This is a genomic window from Terriglobus roseus, from assembly GCF_900105625.1.
Lineage (GTDB): Bacteria > Acidobacteriota > Terriglobia > Terriglobales > Acidobacteriaceae > Terriglobus > Terriglobus roseus_B.
Genome location: NZ_FNSD01000001.1, coordinates 343,720 through 361,196 on the forward strand (window position 1 = coordinate 343,720; position 17,477 = coordinate 361,196).

Here is a 17,477-nt window from a genome sequence, read left to right on the forward strand (position 1 = left end):
ATCGTGAACGAGACAAACTGTTTTTTCATTGGAATTTCCTCCTGTATTTCTGGGCTACGAGTGCTGACAACTTCGTGCTGGCTTCGCGGGTTACGCGAAGCTTGAATTGAGTCGCGCTCCGCCGGACAACGCCATGCGACCGATGTCGATATCTCCCGAGCGTTCAATCCCCAGCCGCTGCATCTTTGAGATCAGCGTCGTTCGTGGCAGACCCAGCCGTGCCGCTGCGCCGCGCGGGCCTCCGATAATCCAGGAAGTCTTGTCCAGAATCTGCAGAATGTGATCGCGCTCCACGCCAAGCAGCGTATGCCTGGTGCCAGCGCCGCTGGTTTCCACAAGCTTCCGCATCTCAGCCGCACGGGGAGTCAAGACAGAACCGCTACTAACGATCACAGCGCGCTCAATAAAGTTCTGCAGTTCGCGAATGTTGCCGGGCCAGTGATAACGCTCCAAGGCGTCCAACAACTCCTTGGGAATGACCAGATGCTGCTTTCCGGCCTTGGCTACGACACGCTTCAGGAAGTGATTGCAAAGTGCTTCAATGTCCTCCGCGCGATCGCGCAGCGCGGGCAGTTGGATCGGAAATACGCTCAGCCTGTAGAAGAGATCGGCGCGGAAGCGTCCGTCCTCGACCATCTGCGCCAAGTCTTGGTTCGTTGCCGCAACGATGCGCACATCCGCATGGATAGATCTTGTACTGCCCAGGCGTTCGAACGTCTGCTCCTGCAGCACGCGTAACAGCTTCGGCTGCAGTTCCAGAGGCATGTCGCCCAACTCGTCCAGAAAAAGAGTGCCACCGTTCGCCGACAGGAAGCGGCCCACGGTCTGCGTGACGGCACCAGTAAATGCGCCGCGCTCATGACCGAATAGTTCGCTTTCAAGCAAGGCAGCGGGTAATGCGGCGCAGTTCAACGCAACAAACGGCCCATTCCGACGCGGGCTGAAGTCGTGCACACACCGGGCGATGACTTCCTTACCGGTGCCGGTCTCCCCTTGGATCAGTACCGCGCACTGCGCATCCGCAACGGCATAGACGTCCTGGAGCACTTCCTGAAAGCGTGAACTATTCCCCACAGGTGTATTCATCTTGGCTGTCCTTTTCTCGCTTGCTGTCCACAAGATCTGCCGCACCACACGGAACGCAACGCTTGCTCCGTCAGGTCATCCGTCCGATTGCCTGAAGCATAGGGACCACCAAGCATCACCAACACCCTTGAATGGAGAGCGAAGGTTCACCTCGTTCCGGTAGCGGCCTCCCTACCCATAAGGGGGTCGACTCAGACACACTCGCGAGGCTTCTAACGGTCGCTGTTTGCAGATACCTTTGCAGATGCCTCACGACGCAAGTCGATGGTTGTGACCAAAGGCGTGCAAAAGGAGGCTCATGAAGACTATTTGGACTGCCTTCCTGATCACTTCTGAGCGCGCTGCAGCCGGCCCCGCACAGATCCGCACTTTTATTCCTTGCCCTGGTAGGAACGGCCTCTCCAGAGGTCTACCGAGAGCCGGCTCGCCGCATCGCCATCAACAACACGATCTTGATGCTGACTATGGAGGTGATCGGAGCCATCCTGAGCTTCTTCGGGATATCTCTTCCCATCGTCAAGGTCTCTGGCAGCCTGATCATCGCGTTCATGGGTCGGTCTGCATTAACCGATGCCTCATCCGAAAGCCTGCATGTATGCGGAGGAGTCCGAGGTCAGTACGACGACACCGTCGCAACCCGGCGTCATGGAAAAGACCTTCTGTCCGCTCACCTTCCCCGTCACCTCTGGACCGGGGACACTCGTTTCGCTATTGATCCTTACGGCATACCTCGCAAGCCGGAACCTCACGGAGAACATCCTCGACACACGGGAATCTTCCTCGCGGTGGTCGTGTCCAACGTCATCGTCTACGTCTGCTCCGCGCTGCGGCTCACATCCATCGTTTCTGAGTCGACGGCTACCGGCATCCCCGGGTCATCAGCTTTATCCTGCTCTGCATCGGCATTCAGTCGCCTCGAATGGCTTCTCCATACTCTCGAAGGCGACCTTCCCAAGGCACACAACGGCATAACGAAAGAGGACTCTCAGTGAAAGGCATCAAGCCATCCGCACTCCCAAGTGGAACTGGTTGCGTCGAATGCGAAGCCACCGGGGCATGGTGGCTCCATCTTCGTCGGTGCGCCGAGTGTGGACATATCGGCTGTTGCGACAGCTCTCCGGGTCAGCACGCCACAAAGCACTTTCACGCCACACAGCATCCGATCATTCGGAGCTTTGAACCAGAGGAAGACTGGTTCTGGAACTTCGTAACAGAGTCTGAAGTGGCCGGTCCTCCACTCGCTCCGCCTCAGCACCATCCGCTGGCCCAACCCACACCAGGGCCGGAAGGACGCGTGCCGAGCAATTGGCAGGACCTGCTGCGTTCCTGATTGCCTGTGGGGGACTTCCAGGACGGTACGATTGATTTGCCCGCGGGCCTTCCTGCAAAAAACGTCGAAATCTACTCTTTCGGGTGGTCCGTTCTTCGCTCGTGAACAGGTGTGAAAGCCCAACGGCACAGCCGTGCGTCTACCTGCATACCACCTGGTCATGTTGCAGGAACCCGAGAAGATTGCCGAGTGGTGGAGGACGCTGCGCTTCGCGCGCTGGCGAAGTAGTCGAGGTCAGGCAGGGTCGCGACGCTCTGCCGTCCTCTACGAAGCCGTGCATATACGTGATCCTGCTGGGCTTTGTAGTGTTCGATGGAGTCGCGGGAGCAACAGCGGTTCTACTTCTCCCGGGCTGGGTCCATCCGAAACGGTCCGCGAATCACGATGAACTGGATCTTTTCAACCGCCACTAGAGCGCCTGAAGCCCCGCGGTTCGACTCTTGCCGGGACTGCTGAGGTATGGATGAGCCGAAGAAGACCTGGCTGTTCACGCAGTGCGATCCCTGCCCTGCGGCTTAGTCTTTCATGGGGAATGCTGGTCCAAAGGCTGGATCTGGCAATCCAGCGCCGCCGGTCTCGATAAGACCTACATATACTGAGGCTTACCGTCGGATCCTGCGACAGAAATAAGGTATGGCGGAGAGTGAGGGATTCGAACCCCCGATAGACTTACGCCTATGTCTGATTTCGAGTCAGGTGCATTCAACCGGGCTCTGCCAACTCTCCTACCTGGATGAGTATAGAGGTTTGCCTCGGTCCCGGCAAACGTTACCAGTAGTTCAAGCACGAAGGTCCCGGGCTGGGCCGCTCTCGGCGTCATTCACTATCGAAGCATTTTCTCGAGCTTCGGGACCACATTTCCACGGGAACTCTTCGTACAGTTGGAGTTGCGGGTGCGCGGCCATTAGAGCACCACAAGAGCGGTCGAAGTTTTGCACCGATGCCCCACATCTTGTGCTTGCGTGCACACCCGGCCCGAGCTACAGTACATCTACTTCAGATGCAGTGCTCCGGACCGCTCCCCGGCGGACGCCACGCAAGCGAAGTAAAAGCGAAACAAGCAACAGTCAGACGATGGTTGAACGCAAGGCGGTCTTGCCGGAAAACACATCGCCCGAAACGAAGTCATCCACACCCATTTCGGCCGCGCCGTCCTACGGCGCATGCAAGGAGCATCATGGCGAGCACGACCGTCCAGACCAGCCTTTCCGACATTCTTCCCGGCTTCCCCGCCCGCGAAGAGACACCTGTCATGCACGTCAAGAAGCGCAACGGCGCCCTTGAACCCGTGGACGTGAACAAGATCGTCCGCGCCGTGCAGCGCTCTGGCTACGGTCTGCAGCACGTGGACGCGATCCGGATCGCATCGAAGACCATCGGCGGCCTGTATGACGGCGCCACCACCCGCGAACTGGACGCCATCTCCATCGATACTGCGGCGTCGCTCATCGCGGAAGAACCGCAGTACTCCAAGCTGGCGGCTCGCCTGCTGCTGGCGACGATCCTCAAGGAAGTCGCTGGTCAGAACCTGCACTCCTTCTCGCAGTCGGTCGAGTACGGCGCGCAGGTTGGCATCGTCTCGCCCGCCGTGGCAGAGTTCGTGCGCATCCATATGCGCAAGCTGAACCAGGCCATCAAGGAAGATAACGACGATCGCTTCGAGTACTTCGGCCTGCGCACCGTCTATGACCGTTACCTGCTGCGCGATCCCCTCTCGCGGAAGGTCATCGAGACGCCTCAGCACTTCTTCCTGCGCGTCGCCTGCGGCCTCGCGGGTACCGCGCATGAAGCGATTGAGTTCTACAACCTGATCTCGTCGCACGACTACATGCCGTCATCGCCGACGCTCTTCAACAGCGGCACGAAGCATCCGCAGATGTCGAGCTGCTACCTGCATGACAGCCCGCAGGACTCGCTCGAGAGCATCTACGACTCCTATAAGGACGTTGCGCTGCTCAGCAAGTTCTCCGGCGGCATCGGCCTTGCGTTTCACCGTGTGCGTAGCGAGGGATCGCTGATCCGCGCGACGAATGGTCTGTCGAACGGCATCATCCCGTGGCTGCGCACGCTGGATTCCTCCGTCGCCGCTGTCAACCAGGGCGGCAAGCGTAAGGGCGCATGCTGCGTCTACCTGGAGCCGTGGCACGCGGACATCGAAAGCTTCCTCGAACTGCGTGAGAACACCGGCGACGTCTCCCGCCGCACTTACAACCTCAACACCGCCAACTGGATTCCGGACCTGTTCATGAAGCGCGTGGATGAGGACGGCATGTGGTCGCTCTTCGACCCCAAGCTTGTGCCCCAGTTCCCCGACCTGTTCGGCGAGGAGTTCGAGAAGGCCTACATCCAGGCTGAGGAAGACAAGATCTATTATCGCCAGATCAAGGCGCGTGATCTGTACGCCCGCATGATGCGTTCGCTGGCCGAGACCGGCAACGGCTGGATGACGTTCAAGGACGCCTGCAACACCAAGAACAATCAGACCGGCAAGCCGGGCAATGTCATCCACCTCTCGAACCTGTGCACGGAGATCACCGAGGTCACCAGCAAGGACGAGACAGCTGTCTGCAACCTGGGCTCCGTGAACCTTGGCCGCCACATGAAGGTGGATGAGAACGGCAAGACCGTATTCGACTTCGAGAAGCTGGCGAACACCGTTCGCGTTGCCGTACCCATGCTCGATCGCGTCATCGATATCAACTTCTACCCGGTGCAGCAGGCGCTGAAGGCGAACAATCGCTGGCGGCCGGTGGGCCTTGGCGTCATGGGCCTGCAGGACGTCTTTTTCCAAATGCGTCTGCCCTTCGACTCGCCGGAAGCACAGGCACTCTCGACGAAGATCCAGGAAGAGATCTACTACTACGCCATGCTCGCGACGACGGAGCTTGCGGAGAAGAACGGACCGCATCCCTCCTTCGACGAGACGCGCCTGGCCCAGGGGCAGTTCCAGTTCGACCTCTGGAAGATCACGCCGAGCGAGCCGGAGCGCTGGGATGCGCTGCGTGCGCGCATCAAGAAGTCCGGCGTACGTAACTCGCTGCTGATTGCGATTGCCCCCACAGCAACCATTGCCTCCATCGTCGGCTGCTATGAGTGCATTGAGCCGCAGATCTCTAACCTGTTCAAGCGCGAGACGCTCTCCGGCGAGTTCCTGCAGGTGAACCGCTACCTCATCAACGAGCTGAAGGCGCTTGGCATGTGGAATGAAGAGATGCGTATGAAGCTGAAGATGAGCGAAGGTTCCGTGCAGAACATCGAGGACCTCACCGACGAGCTGAAGGCGATCTACCGCACGGTGTGGGAGGTTCCCATGCGCAGCCTGATCGACATGGGCGCGGCTCGTAACGCGTACATCGACCAGGCGCAGTCGTTGAACCTGTTCAGCGAGTCGCCCAACATCGGCCGCCTGTCGTCCATGTATATGTACGCATGGAAGCAGGGCCTGAAGACGACCTATTACCTGCGCTCGCGTCCTGCGACGAAGATCGCAAAGGCCACCGTGCAAAAGGCCGCCATGTCGTCCAGCCTGCCGCAAACCGCACAGGCGCAACTGCAGAACGTCTCCGTACCAGAGCCGGAGCAGAAGCCCATTGACGCCTCAGCAGCCATTGCGTGCTCCCTTGAGAACCCTGAGAGCTGCGAGGCCTGCCAGTAGCTTTGAGAACCGGCGGCCGCTGATGGCCGCCGGCCTCTCAACCAGGTTCCAAATCAATAGAGCACGTAACGTCTCGTGGCGAAGGGATCTGCTCTGTTGTCGTCCGGGCGGGACGTGATATCGACCTCCCCGCGCAAAGAAATCGTTGTCCGCCGACGAACCACATTCGATAACAGTTCAGGAGAAATCCAACATGTCCACGATTGCAACACCCGTCACTACGGCTAACTCCGTCGCAGCACCCACATCCATTCTCGATCCCGGTATGTGCCTCACGCTCCGGCCCATGAAGTACCCGGTCTACTACGACATGTTCCGCGACGGCATCAAGAACACGTGGACCGTAGAGGAAGTCGACTTCTCCACCGATCTTGTCGATCTGCGCGCGAAGATGAGTCCGGCTGAGATTCATACCATCAAGCGCCTCGTGGCCTTCTTCGCCACGGGTGACTCGATCGTGTCGAACAACCTTGTACTCAACCTGTACAAGCACATCAACTCTCCAGAAGCACGCCTCTACCTCTCGCGCCAGCTCTATGAAGAGGCCGTGCACGTGCAGTTCTACCTGACGCTGCTCGACAACTACGTGCCGGACCAGAAAGAGCGCGAGGAGGCCTTCGCCGCCGTGGAGAACATTCCCTCCATCCAGAAAAAGGCCGAGTTCTGCATGAAGTGGATGGACAGCATCCAGGCGCTTGACACGCTGGTGACGCGCGATCATCGCCGCCAGTTCCTTCTGAACCTCATCTGCTTCGCGTCGTCTATTGAAGGCCTCTTCTTTTTTGCGGCGTTTGCCTACGTTTACTTTTTCCGTTCGAAGGGCCTGCTGCACGGCCTGGCGTCGGGTACCAACTGGGTCTTCCGTGATGAGAGCTGCCACCTTGAGTTTGCCTTCGAGGTCGTGAACACCGTCCGTCAGCAGGAGCCCGACCTTTGGGACGCCGACCTGGAGCGCCAGATCATCGAGATGCTGGAGGAAGCCGTCGATTGCGAGGCTCAGTTCGCGGACGATCTGCTCTCCGGTGGCGTTGCCGGCCTGTCCGTGCGTGACATGCGCGCGTACCTTGGCTATGTCGCCGATAGCCGACTGCAGCGCCTCGGCATCGCGCCGCACTTCAAGACCAAGAATCCCTTCAGCTTCATGGAACTGCAGGATGTTCAGGAATTGACCAACTTCTTCGAGCGCCGCGTATCGGCTTACCAGACTGCGGTCGAGGGTGAAGTTGGCTTTGGCGAGGATTTCTAAACTTCGACCCTTTCCTGTTCACCAAATCAAGAAGCTGCCCAGACATCCCGGGCAGCTTCTTTGGGTTGTTCATCATCTCAAAATGCATGCGAGTGGAAGAAGAAGTCCGCATCCCCGACGCGGTGGATGTGGTGGAACCCGATCAGGTCGAATCCACGATCGAAGCAAAGCAGATTGGCGATCGCATCCGGCGTCTCCGGATGAAGCGCTCCATGGGCCTGGTCGAGCTCGGAAAGAAGACGGGCCTTTCGGCCAGCTTTCTCTCCCAGCTCGAAACGGGGCGCGTGGTCCCTACCGTGCGCAACCTGGCGCGCATCGCCATTACGTTCGGCAAAGACCTCTCCTATTTCTTCCGGGATGAGCAGCCCATCACCTTCCGCATTCTTCGTCAGTCAGAGCGCGTGCGCCTGCAAAAGAACGCCGGGGCAGTGCCGACCTTCCTGTCCGAGAATCTCAGCGGCCTGATCGCCGACAGCAGCATGGTGCCCTGCATCGCGGAGTTTCGCGGTACGGAAGAGGAAGTCTGCTTCCGCCCGCGCATCTTTGAAGGCATTGAGTTCACCATGGTCGTCGAAGGCAGTCTGACGCTCGTTTCCGAGATGGAGACACGCACACTCGAGTCCGGTGACGTCGCCTGGCTGGACGCCATGCGCAAGCGGCAGTACACCTGCGAGCCTGGTGAGCGAGCCCGCGCCATCATCATCACCCGCCCTAACCGCAATTAGTCTTACCGACCGTCCCCAAACGGGTGCCCACGTCTCGCGATGAGATGTGGGCTTTTCGTTGTTGTGACCGTAGTCGACGGAGACGCGAGACACTAGAACAATGCTGCCCGTTCCAACAGACCAGCCACAGCGGTGGACGCCTCTCCCAACCTCTTGGCGCGACACAGCCCTGAAGCATCAAGGCACGGTCCTGCTCGAGTCTTCTCTGCCGAGCCCCTCGCAACGCCATTCCTATCTCTTCACCGATGCACAGCGCATACTCACCGCAGACGCACCCGGCGATCTGGCACCGCTCTTCAACGAAATTGAGCAGGCACTCGCAGGCGGCCATTGGGTCGCTGGCTACCTGACCTATGAAGCCGGTTCTCACTTTGTTGATCTTCCTTCGCAAGCCACGCAAGAGCCGCTCGCAGTCTTCGGCATCTACGACGCACCACGCATCTTCAACCACGTCCGTGAAGCGTCGGCCGAGCCGACAGTTCCACCTTCTGCGCCCCTCCCCATCGCCCCCATGCTGCGCATCCGGCGGGACGACTATACCTCTGCGATTGCCCGCATCCAGGGGTGGATCGCCGCGGGTGCAACCTACCAGCTCAACTTCACGACCCACGCCGCCAGCCCCTACGAAGGCGGAGCTGAGACGATCTACGATGCGCTGAAGGCGCAACAGCCGTGCAGCTACGGTGGCATCCTACAGCTCTTGCCGGGTCGAACGATCCTGAGCTTTTCGCCGGAACTCTTCTTCCGCGCAGCACCCGACGGCACACTGACCACAAAGCCGATGAAGGGCACAGCCGTGCGCGGAGTGGGCGCCGAAGAGGACGATCTTCTTGCCGACGCGCTGCGCGCCGATGAAAAGAACCGCGCAGAGCACGTGATGATCGTCGACCTGCTACGCAACGACCTGGGCCGCGTCTGCGAAGCAGGCAGCGTGGATGTCGATCGACTCTTCGACGTAGAGCGTTACCCCACACTGCTGCAAATGACATCGACGATCACCGGCCGCATGCCACCGCACAAGCCCTGGTACCAGGTTTTCCAAGCGCTCTTTCCGTCGGGCTCCATCACGGGCGCACCCAAGCGACACACGATGGAATTGATCACACAGGTTGAAGCGGGCCCACGCGGCGTCTACACCGGAGCGATCGGCTACTTCGCACCGGACCGCAGCGCCTGCTTCAACGTCGCAATCCGCACGGTCGTGCTCGATGGCCACACGATGGAATTAGGCGTTGGCGGCGGTATCGTTGCGGACTCCACCGCGGAAGGCGAATACGACGAATGCCTGCTGAAGACGTCCTTTCTGCACCGCGCAGCGCAGCCCATAGACCTGATTGAGACCATGCGCTGGAGCAGCACCGATCCGGATGCCCCACGGACAGCCACTGCTCTGGATGTTCCACCCACCGCCACGGAACCGGGTGACCCATTCTTACGGAGCAAGGATGGGCTATTCGCTCAAAACGCGAACCAGCATAAACCACCGGCCCCTGGTGCCGACTCACAAAGGATTTCTCAGAACATCCCACTACTTCTATCCCACCTGCAGCGCCTGGAAAGCTCCGCGGCATCACTTGGCTTCCGCTTCAATACCCAATCCATACTCGAAGCCATCACCAAAGCCGCCGCCACATGGAACGGCCAGCCAAAGCGCATCCGGCTGCTACTCCACTGTGACGGGACCACCGAGATACAACACGCCGAAGCCCCATGCTGGCCGAGTCAAATGAACGTGACACTCTCATCACGAAGCGTCTTGGGTGAAGCTCCGCATCTGCGTCATAAGACCACCTTCCGTCCCGAGTATGAACCGGCATTCCGCGAAGCCGTTGCAGCGGGTTACGACGAAGCACTGTTCCAAAATGATCAGGGAGAGATCACCGAGGGGTGCATCTCGTCGCTGCTCGTCTGCAAGCATGGCCGCTGGTACACGCCCCCACTCCGGAGCGGTTGTCTTCCCGGTATCTACCGAGCAGAACTCCTCAGAGCAGGCCTGCTGCAGGAGCGAGTCATCACTCTGGACGATCTTCGAGAAGCCGAGCACGTATGTCTCTGCAACGCCGTCCGCGGAGCTGGCTGCGTCGCCTCCCTGCAACTCCCCCGTGGTGAGCGCATCCGTTACAAGATCGCCACCAAACCACCGCAACTACCGGCGTGGTAGAACCGGAAGGTAGACATCCAGAGTCTTGGCGGCCGGAGCGCCTTCACGGTATTGGCGATCAGGACAGCTTCAATCTCGGATTGGCATGGCTTCAGCCCTGCCAATCGGCAAACCAAACGGGATCGGCTTCAGCCGCTGAGGGAAACCTTGGCGATCCAACGCACAGCAGGAACGAGGAAGAGTTTTGGAAGCAAGCATTGCCGTAGCGGCAATCCAGGTGGTGGCCATGGCGGCAGCGCTTTGGCTGAGCGCGCGGCATCGCCTGTTAGAGCGCGGCATGGGATACCTGGTGAGCCTGGCAGTCGGTGTTCTGCTGGCGACGGCGCTCCTCCACATCCTGCCGGAGGCGATTGTCGCCGTCGGCAACCGTCCGGCGCTCTGGTTCACCTTTCTCGCCACCATCTTCGCTCTCTTCTGTTTTGAGCGGATCTTCGCCACGCTGACCGGTCACCCAGTCGAGACACCCGCCCAAGGCGAGCCTGACTGCGGCCCGCACCATCATCACCATCATGAGCACGGTTCGCGGCCTGTTTCGTTGATCTTCGGCGGCATGCTGCATAGCTTTGTCGATGGTGTCTCGGTCGCGGCCGCCTTCGCAGCCGGGAGGCGCATCGGCTGGCTCACTGCCGTCGCCATCACCCTGCACGAAGTTCCGCATCGCATGGGCGACTATGCCCTGCTGCGCCACCTGGAGGTCTCGCCCGCGCGAGCGCAACGCTTCCTGCTGTTGATCGCTGCCGCCGCCATGGCCGGCGTTGCGGTCGTCGGCTTTGCGGGGCATACCTTCGCCGCGACGAACTGGCTCCTGCCGGTCAGTGCCGCAAGCTTCGTCTACATCGCGCTGGTAAACCTGATGCCGGAACTGCCGGGAGAAAGCACCATCCGGAGTGTCTGTCTCCAACTCGCCTGCATGATCGCCGGAGCCGTTCTGGTCGCCATGATCCTGCGAGTGCCCGGCAGCTAGAAGCCAGACAGCGGACGGCGCGACGGAGCGGGCCTCGTTTTCTATCAAATTTCGCATCGAACCCGAAGCCCGTTCGATACAATAAAGACCAGCGTAAGGCTTCGATGGAAGAGCAACTCCAGCGGAATGATGGCTTTGCATCGGTTGCAGCCGACCGCGCGAGTTCTGCGAGACGTTCGCGGCCCCGTTCGCTAACCGGAGCGGGATAGCATAACGCGAACCAGTTGTGATTCCCCCTCGGTAGGAGTCGAAACACAAGAAAAGCTTGGAAGATTCTGCGAAAATCGTGACATAATCGTAGGGTTGGTCTGAAACATCAGGCCCGGCATCAGGAGATTTGGTATGGCGAAGGTATGTCCCATCACCGGCAAACGGCCGATGGCTGGTAACAAGGTGTCGCACGCGAACAATAAAACGCGTCGCCGCTGGGAGCCGAACCTGCAGTGGAAGCGCATCTGGGTTCCTAGCGAAAAGAAGTTTGTGCGTATGCGCGTGTCCACACGCGGCCTTCGCACCATTAACAAGATGGGCGTCGAAGCCGCTCTGCTCCAGGCGAAGGGATAACGGACATGCGCACAATCATTAAGCTCGTCTCCAGCGCCGGAACCGGCCACTTTTACACCACGACCAAGAACCCCAAGACCACCAGCGCAAAGCTGGAGTTCAAGAAGTACGATCCGGTCGTGCGTAAGCATGTCTCGTATCGCGAAGCGAAGATCTAACTCTTCCTTCAATACATCTCTCGCAACGCCGCGATCTTCGGATCGCGGCGTTTGTGTTTCTGATAGACGTGAATTCCTGAGGCCGACAGGCGACTTAGGCGAGTCGGTTGCATCTACCAAAATGACGCATGCCTTCCCTGTTGTCCGGAAACAGTTTGGCGGCCAAGTCTCACATAGGAGATTACCAATATGTATCACTCCGTCCGTTCGCTCGCGCTTTGCGCAACACTTTCCGTCGCCATGCTCGCAGGCTGCCATAGCAACAACTCTGCCACCGCCGGTTCCACCACCGTTCGCATGCCGGATGGCAGCACGCAGGTTATCGCTGCAGGCCAGCCACTCCCGGTGGGTTCAACCGTAATCGCTGTGGGCAATGGATCGAACGCGATCTCGCCCGCCACCGGCACACCGGTCGCCGTTGCGCCGGGCGGCACGGTCACCCCCGCTCCGGCAGCACCGCCGGCAGCCGCACCGGGCTATGCGCCGACAACGGCCGCTGCACCGGCGCCCGCCGCAGCCCCGATCGCACCGGCTCCCGCGCCCGCACCGTCGCTGGTTGTCCCCGCCGGAACTCGCGTAACCATCCGCACCACGGAATCACTCTCGGCCGAGCATAGCGGTGGTCCCGGCACCGGCTTCACCGGTGTCCTGAATAACGCCATCGTGGTGCATGGGGTTACCGCCTTCCAGCGCGGCACCTCCGTCCGCGGTGAGATCGTCAGCGCCAATGGCCGTGGCCACTTCACGGGTGCCGGCGCCATCGGCATCGAGCTTACGAACATCGGCGGCTACCGCGTGCAGACCAGTGAGTACGTCGCTCGCACCAAGGGCCGTGGCAAACGGACTGCGGGGTTCATCGGCGGAGGCGCAGGACTTGGCGCGCTGATTGGTGGCCTCGCAGGCGGAGGCAAGGGAGCACTGATTGGCGGCATGTCCGGCGCCGGAGCAGGCACAGTTGCAGGTGCCTACACTGGCAGCCGCGACACTATCATCCCGTCCGAGAGCGCGATCACCTTCCGGCTACGCAACGCCATCGAACTCAAGTAACAGGCAGCACCCGTACCGACAGCAAAGGGGCCACGAAACGGCCCCTTTTCTAGTTCACCAGTCGTCAAAACTGTGGACCATTACGGCTCGATGAGAAAGACGCCGTCGCGCATGATCTGCGACTCACCCTCAGCATCACCAAGCCAGATGTTGAAACCCAGACCGACGACGTCGATGTGTGTCGACGACTTCCATGGAGCACCCGTGTGCGCTCCATATGGATCGCCGAAAGCGATGTGGATACCCGGAAACTTCTCGTCCTGCAGGATGTTGCCGATGACTTCATGGACACCGATGTTGGTGCCGATCGCGAACTCGCCGACGCGGTCGCTGTTCTCATCGGTGTGTGTGTAAGCCCAGAAGTCGCGTTCGAGTTCCTTGTTCTCGCAGGAGATCCGCACAATGCGGTTGTTCTCGATCGCGATCGACAATGGCGTGTCCCGCAGGATGCCGTAGCGCGCGCAGAGGAAGTCACCGACAACCCCATCGACCACGAAGACACCATTGACCTCACCGGGAGCGGTGAAGCACTCGCCCCCGGGCAGGTTTCCCCACTTTTCGGTGGAGATGATGCCCGAAGTCTTAAACCACTTGTAGCTGGGATTCAGCTGCGCGTGAATGTCGGTCCCGGCGGGCGTCGTTGCGCGCACGTAGGTGGCTTCGCGGACACGATCCAACACGGCCTGCGACAACGCGTCGACTGCGTTGAAGTCGGCGCGCATTCCCTGAACCATGATCTCTGGCGTGACGTTCACCATGTGCGCATGACGCATCCGCCGCCGGTTCACGACGTCCGTCATCTCCATGCGGCTGCGGAGTTCGTTTGGCTGAACTTCCACGGCGAAGATGCTGACCTGGCTTGACTCCATATCTTCAAGTACCGCCGCAGGCATGCCTACGAGCGGCCGCGGAGCAAGTTCTTCCAGCACGAAGCCGTTCCAATGGCAGCCGATCCGGTCGAGTTCAACGGCGATGGACGCGGCGATATGCATCGTCTTCTCGTCCGTGATCACCGTGACCTTTTCGCCGGGCTGAATGCGCAGGCAGGTCGTGACTGCGTTGCGAGCGCCCTGGCCAAACGACGGCGGAAAAGGCACTGAGGAAAGACGCGTCGAGGTGTAGGCAGCTGGCATCGTTCTCCTTCAGATGCTCTAAGGGTACTCCGCGGGCGCGTCAATCGCTGAAAATGGAAAACCCCGGCGTAAATCGCCGGGGTTCTCCATTTCGCCTGTGAAGGCAGGGTTAGCTGCGGTACAGCTCGTGCGGGATGTCGTTGATGTCCAGGTGAGCAGCCACCGGAGCGGTAGGCGTGTTCATGACCTTGGTGAAGGCCGTCTGGAACTTCTTCATCTCGTCCGGCGTACCCACGGTGACGCGGACCATGGTCGGGTAGATCGGCCAGACACGGCCGATAGCAACCTTCTCACCCAGCATCGCGCGCTGCACTTCAGCACCAGGACGCTTCACATCGACCATGAACATGTTGGCCTGGGCGCCCGGGATGAAGGCATAGTTGTTCTTCTGGAGGTACTCAAGCGTGGCGTCGAGCGTGTCCTTGTTGATCTTGCGACGCAGCGGAACCAGCTGCGGGTCGTTCAGGCTGGCGGCTGCGGCTGCGGCCGAGGTCAGCGAGATCGAACCGATCTGACGGTTGTTCGAGGTAACGGTCTCGAACTTTGCCAGCAGGTCAGGGCGTCCGAAGGCGAAGCCGGCGCGAACGCCTGCCATGCCGTAGATCTTCGAGAACGTGCGCAGAACGATGACGTCCTTATCGGCAGCGACCATGTCGATGACGGAATCTTCGGTCGAGAAGTGGTGGTAAGCCTCATCGACGATGACAACCGAACCAGCCGGCTTGTTCTTCACGAGCCACTCGATATCCGACTTCGGCGTGATGGTGCCGGTCGGGTTGTTCGGGTTCACGATGTAGTACGCACCGGGATTCGGATGAGCAGCGAGCATGGCCTTCACGTCATACGCGTAGGTCTTCTTGTCCAGCGGCACCTGGATGTACTTCGCCTTACAGGTCTGTGCAGCGCGGAAACCCTGCTCGTAGGACGGATCGCCCAGGATGAGCGCCTTGTCCGGTCCAATGTTTGAGTACAGGGCGAGATCCAACGGTCCGCCCGAACCCGGGTAGATGCGGACGTAGCCCGGCTTCAGCTGGAACTGGTCGCTGATGGCCTTCGTCATCGCAGTCGAGTACTCGCGGTCGTAACGTCCGCCCTTCTTGGCGGCGGAATTGATCGCCTCAAGAGCGACCGGAGCCGGTCCAAGCGGGTTCTCGTTCGAAGAGATGATGACCGTATTGGGATCGCGCGGTGCGCGTCCGCCGCCCATGTCATCGCCCATACCGCCACCACGGCGGCCGGTCTGCGGCGCTGCCGGTGCAGCCTGCATCGCGAATGCGGGCATGGATGCCACTGCTGCCGAAGCAATGCCAGCGGTGCGCATAAAGGAACGGCGTGAGAAATACTGTTGGGCGGAAGCGAAGTTCTTCAAATCCATACGACTCTCCTCAGTGAGACTGCGGTGAACGAATCGAGGTACACGTCGGCGACACGACGCGACTTTGCGTTTGCAAGAAAACGTGGAACTGAAGCTTGGAATCGCCATGCAGGACGGCAATTTTGCATGGGGATTTCCTTCACAATAGCGTGAATTCTTCGCGAATGCGCAACCGCAGACAACTTTTTTTCGCAGCCGTCTGGAAACGTTAGGTTTCCTACAGTCCCGCGCGAGTCTCGGACGCCATGTAGTCCACCACTGCGCGCAGATCGTTCGTCTCGCGCCAGACTTTCAACTGCCTGTCCGCGCCGCTGCCGTTCTGCAGCATCGAGCGAATGTAGTTGATTTCGTTGCGTGATCCGAGCTCGTCGACCACATCGTCGATGAAGTGCAGGTACTCCTCGATCAGCTCGCGCTCGGGAACTTCCGTTTCTTTTCCAAAGTCGATTAGTTTACCGTCCAAACCATATCGAACTGCCCGAAACTTGTTTTCCATCAGCAGCGCTCGCGAATACTGGCGGAAATCGACATTATTCGCGTGCAGGCAGTGCAGCTTCATCGCGGTCGCCTGGATCAGAGCGGCGATCGCCACGGACTCCTCCGCGCGCATGGGAATGTCGCAGATGCGCACCTCCACCGTGTTGAAGAACGGATGCGGCCGAACATCCCACCAAAGCTTCTTGGCGTTGTCGATGCTGTTGGTCTTAATCAGCAGGTTTACGTAGTTCTCAAACTCCGAGTAGGAGGCAAAGCTGTCCGGGAGATTCGTCCGCGGGAAATTCTCGAATACCTTCGCGCGATAGCTCTTGTAACCTGTGTCCATCCCCAGCCAGAACGGCGAATTGGTTGAAAGCGCAAGGATGTGCGGCAGGAAGTACCGCAGAGAGTTCATGATGCGGATCGCCGCCTCGCGGTCCTCGATGCCCACATGCACATGGAGGCCAAAGATCAGGTTTGCGCGCGCGACCAACTGCAGATCCTCAACAACCTTGTCGTATCGCGGATCCGGATAGATCTCCTGGTTGCGCCAGTCGGCAAAAGGATGAGTCGCGCCGGCCACCAGCACCAGGCCGTTCTCTTCGGCCAGGCGGATCATGTTGCGACGCAGGTCGTAAAGATCCTCGCGAGCCTCGTGAATGTTCTGGCAGACGCGCGTTCCGACCTCGATGACGGACTGATGCATCTCGGCCTTCACACGCTCTTCCAGCCGCAGCTTGCCGTTTTCCAGCATCTCCGTCGCCACGTGTGAGCGCAGGTCGCGAGTCACCGGGTCAATGGTCTGGTACTCCTCTTCAATGCCCAGCGTGAACGAGGGTCGCATAGCAAACTCCGATGCCGCGGACGGTACCTTGAGTGGCTTTGGGGCTTGCCAGTCAAACGGGTCGCGGGTGAAAACGAGAGTAGCATCGCAAACCGCGCCGACGCCCCGCGCCTTAGTTCCCGGAGTTGCGGTTCAGGTTCTCGTACCAGCGCGTGGGCCGGACAAACACGATCAGTTCGCCGGGCTGTGGGCGGACGGCGACCGTGCCGCAACCGTTCTCTGCTGCAAGGCCCGACTTTGCAATCTCGGCCATGTTGTAGCCCTGCGGTGGGGCATAGCGCGCCGGCCTACGGCAGTCGTTGTAGTCAAGCGTGGTGACAATCACTCGCAGCGGGTCGCCGACAGGCGCCGGCATCAGCCCGACTCCCCGCGCCCCCGTAGCCAGCTCGTAGCCTGCGCCCGATGGCTCGTCATACCAGAGCTTCACGTGACCGTTCGCAATGGGCTGCCCGTTCCGTCCGTCCATCAGTCGAACGCGAAAAACGCGAGTGTCCGGGGCCACGTCCACCGACGGTGAAGTCACGGCGGGCTCGGGGGGCGGCGGCACCGCGATCCCCGCTGGAGCTCCGGTCTGTTGCTGCGCAGAAGCGATCCCACCCAGCAGCAGTAACGACAGCAACCTCCACCGCGGCCGGGTGCCCCATTCTTTGCGAAGCAAAGGCTGGGGTATCACGCGATACCCCGTTCTTTCGCGATGAAGCCACGAAAAAAT

The 17,477-nt window shown here is 60.0% G+C and carries 15 protein-coding genes and 1 tRNA gene; 10 read left to right on the forward strand and 6 right to left on the reverse strand.

Annotation, left to right across the window (positions count from 1 at the left end; genetic code table 11):
- Positions 1-90: 90 nt before the first annotated feature.
- Positions 91-1,086 (reverse strand): sigma-54 interaction domain-containing protein, encoded by a 996-nt coding sequence (locus BLW03_RS01320; RefSeq protein WP_074651997.1) that lies wholly within the window; start codon positions 1,084-1,086, stop codon positions 91-93.
- 383 nt (positions 1,087-1,469) lie between these two features.
- On the opposite strand from BLW03_RS01320, the gene BLW03_RS21245 reads away from it, so the two are divergent.
- On the forward strand, positions 1,470-2,078 hold the full coding sequence (locus BLW03_RS21245; RefSeq protein ID WP_432279818.1) for a hypothetical protein: 609 nt from the start codon (positions 1,470-1,472) through the stop codon (positions 2,076-2,078).
- Positions 2,006-2,416 (forward strand): UBP-type zinc finger domain-containing protein, encoded by a 411-nt coding sequence (locus tag BLW03_RS01330; RefSeq protein ID WP_083350245.1) that lies wholly within the window; start codon positions 2,006-2,008, stop codon positions 2,414-2,416. Before BLW03_RS21245 ends, BLW03_RS01330 begins: the two co-directional genes overlap by 73 nt.
- Positions 2,417-3,050: 634 nt before the next feature.
- On the opposite strand, the gene BLW03_RS01335 is transcribed toward BLW03_RS01330, so the two are convergent.
- Positions 3,051-3,142, reverse strand: a tRNA-Ser gene (locus BLW03_RS01335).
- Positions 3,143-3,593: 451 nt separating this feature from the next.
- On the opposite strand from BLW03_RS01335, the gene BLW03_RS01340 reads away from it, so the two are divergent.
- From BLW03_RS01340 to BLW03_RS01375, 8 genes are all read left to right on the forward strand, one after another.
- On the forward strand, positions 3,594-6,071 hold the full coding sequence (locus BLW03_RS01340; protein WP_074652000.1) for a ribonucleoside-diphosphate reductase subunit alpha: 2,478 nt from the start codon (positions 3,594-3,596) through the stop codon (positions 6,069-6,071).
- Between the two features lie 193 nt (positions 6,072-6,264).
- Positions 6,265-7,317, forward strand: coding sequence for a ribonucleotide-diphosphate reductase subunit beta (locus BLW03_RS01345; RefSeq protein ID WP_074652001.1), 1,053 nt, complete (start codon positions 6,265-6,267; stop codon positions 7,315-7,317).
- An 86-nt stretch (positions 7,318-7,403) separates the two neighbouring features.
- Positions 7,404-8,042 carry a helix-turn-helix domain-containing protein gene (locus tag BLW03_RS01350; RefSeq protein ID WP_244501910.1) on the forward strand — a complete coding sequence of 213 codons (639 nt, stop codon included), beginning with the start codon at positions 7,404-7,406 and terminating at the stop codon, positions 8,040-8,042.
- 100 nt (positions 8,043-8,142) lie between these two features.
- A complete protein-coding gene (pabB, locus tag BLW03_RS01355) occupies positions 8,143-10,203 on the forward strand; it encodes an aminodeoxychorismate synthase component I (protein ID WP_074652003.1) in 2,061 nt (686 codons plus the stop codon).
- 184 nt (positions 10,204-10,387) lie between these two features.
- On the forward strand, positions 10,388-11,167 hold the full coding sequence (locus BLW03_RS01360; RefSeq protein ID WP_074652004.1) for a ZIP family metal transporter: 780 nt from the start codon (positions 10,388-10,390) through the stop codon (positions 11,165-11,167).
- 342 nt (positions 11,168-11,509) lie between these two features.
- Positions 11,510-11,731, forward strand: coding sequence for a 50S ribosomal protein L28 (gene rpmB, locus BLW03_RS01365; protein WP_074652005.1), 222 nt, complete (start codon positions 11,510-11,512; stop codon positions 11,729-11,731).
- A gap of 5 nt (positions 11,732-11,736) precedes the next feature.
- Positions 11,737-11,889, forward strand: coding sequence for a 50S ribosomal protein L33 (gene rpmG, locus BLW03_RS01370; protein WP_014785918.1), 153 nt, complete (start codon positions 11,737-11,739; stop codon positions 11,887-11,889).
- 189 nt (positions 11,890-12,078) lie between these two features.
- Positions 12,079-12,936 carry a hypothetical protein gene (locus BLW03_RS01375; RefSeq protein ID WP_074652006.1) on the forward strand — a complete coding sequence of 286 codons (858 nt, stop codon included), beginning with the start codon at positions 12,079-12,081 and terminating at the stop codon, positions 12,934-12,936.
- Positions 12,937-13,016: 80 nt separating this feature from the next.
- On the opposite strand, the gene BLW03_RS01380 is transcribed toward BLW03_RS01375, so the two are convergent.
- The 4 genes from BLW03_RS01380 to BLW03_RS01395 form a co-directional block, all read right to left on the reverse strand.
- A complete protein-coding gene (locus BLW03_RS01380; protein ID WP_074652007.1) occupies positions 13,017-14,069 on the reverse strand; it encodes an aminopeptidase in 1,053 nt (350 codons plus the stop codon).
- 109 nt (positions 14,070-14,178) lie between these two features.
- Positions 14,179-15,444 (reverse strand): pyridoxal phosphate-dependent aminotransferase, encoded by a 1,266-nt coding sequence (locus tag BLW03_RS01385; RefSeq protein WP_074652008.1) that lies wholly within the window; start codon positions 15,442-15,444, stop codon positions 14,179-14,181.
- Between the two features lie 217 nt (positions 15,445-15,661).
- The gene (locus tag BLW03_RS01390) at positions 15,662-16,765 is read right to left on the reverse strand and encodes a carboxylate-amine ligase (RefSeq protein ID WP_074652009.1); all 1,104 of its coding nucleotides are present in this window, start codon (positions 16,763-16,765) and stop codon (positions 15,662-15,664) included.
- A 112-nt stretch (positions 16,766-16,877) separates the two neighbouring features.
- Complete coding sequence (locus tag BLW03_RS01395; RefSeq protein ID WP_074652010.1) at positions 16,878-17,384, reverse strand: hypothetical protein; 507 nt, start codon at positions 17,382-17,384, stop codon at positions 16,878-16,880.
- Positions 17,385-17,477: the final 93 nt, after the last annotated feature.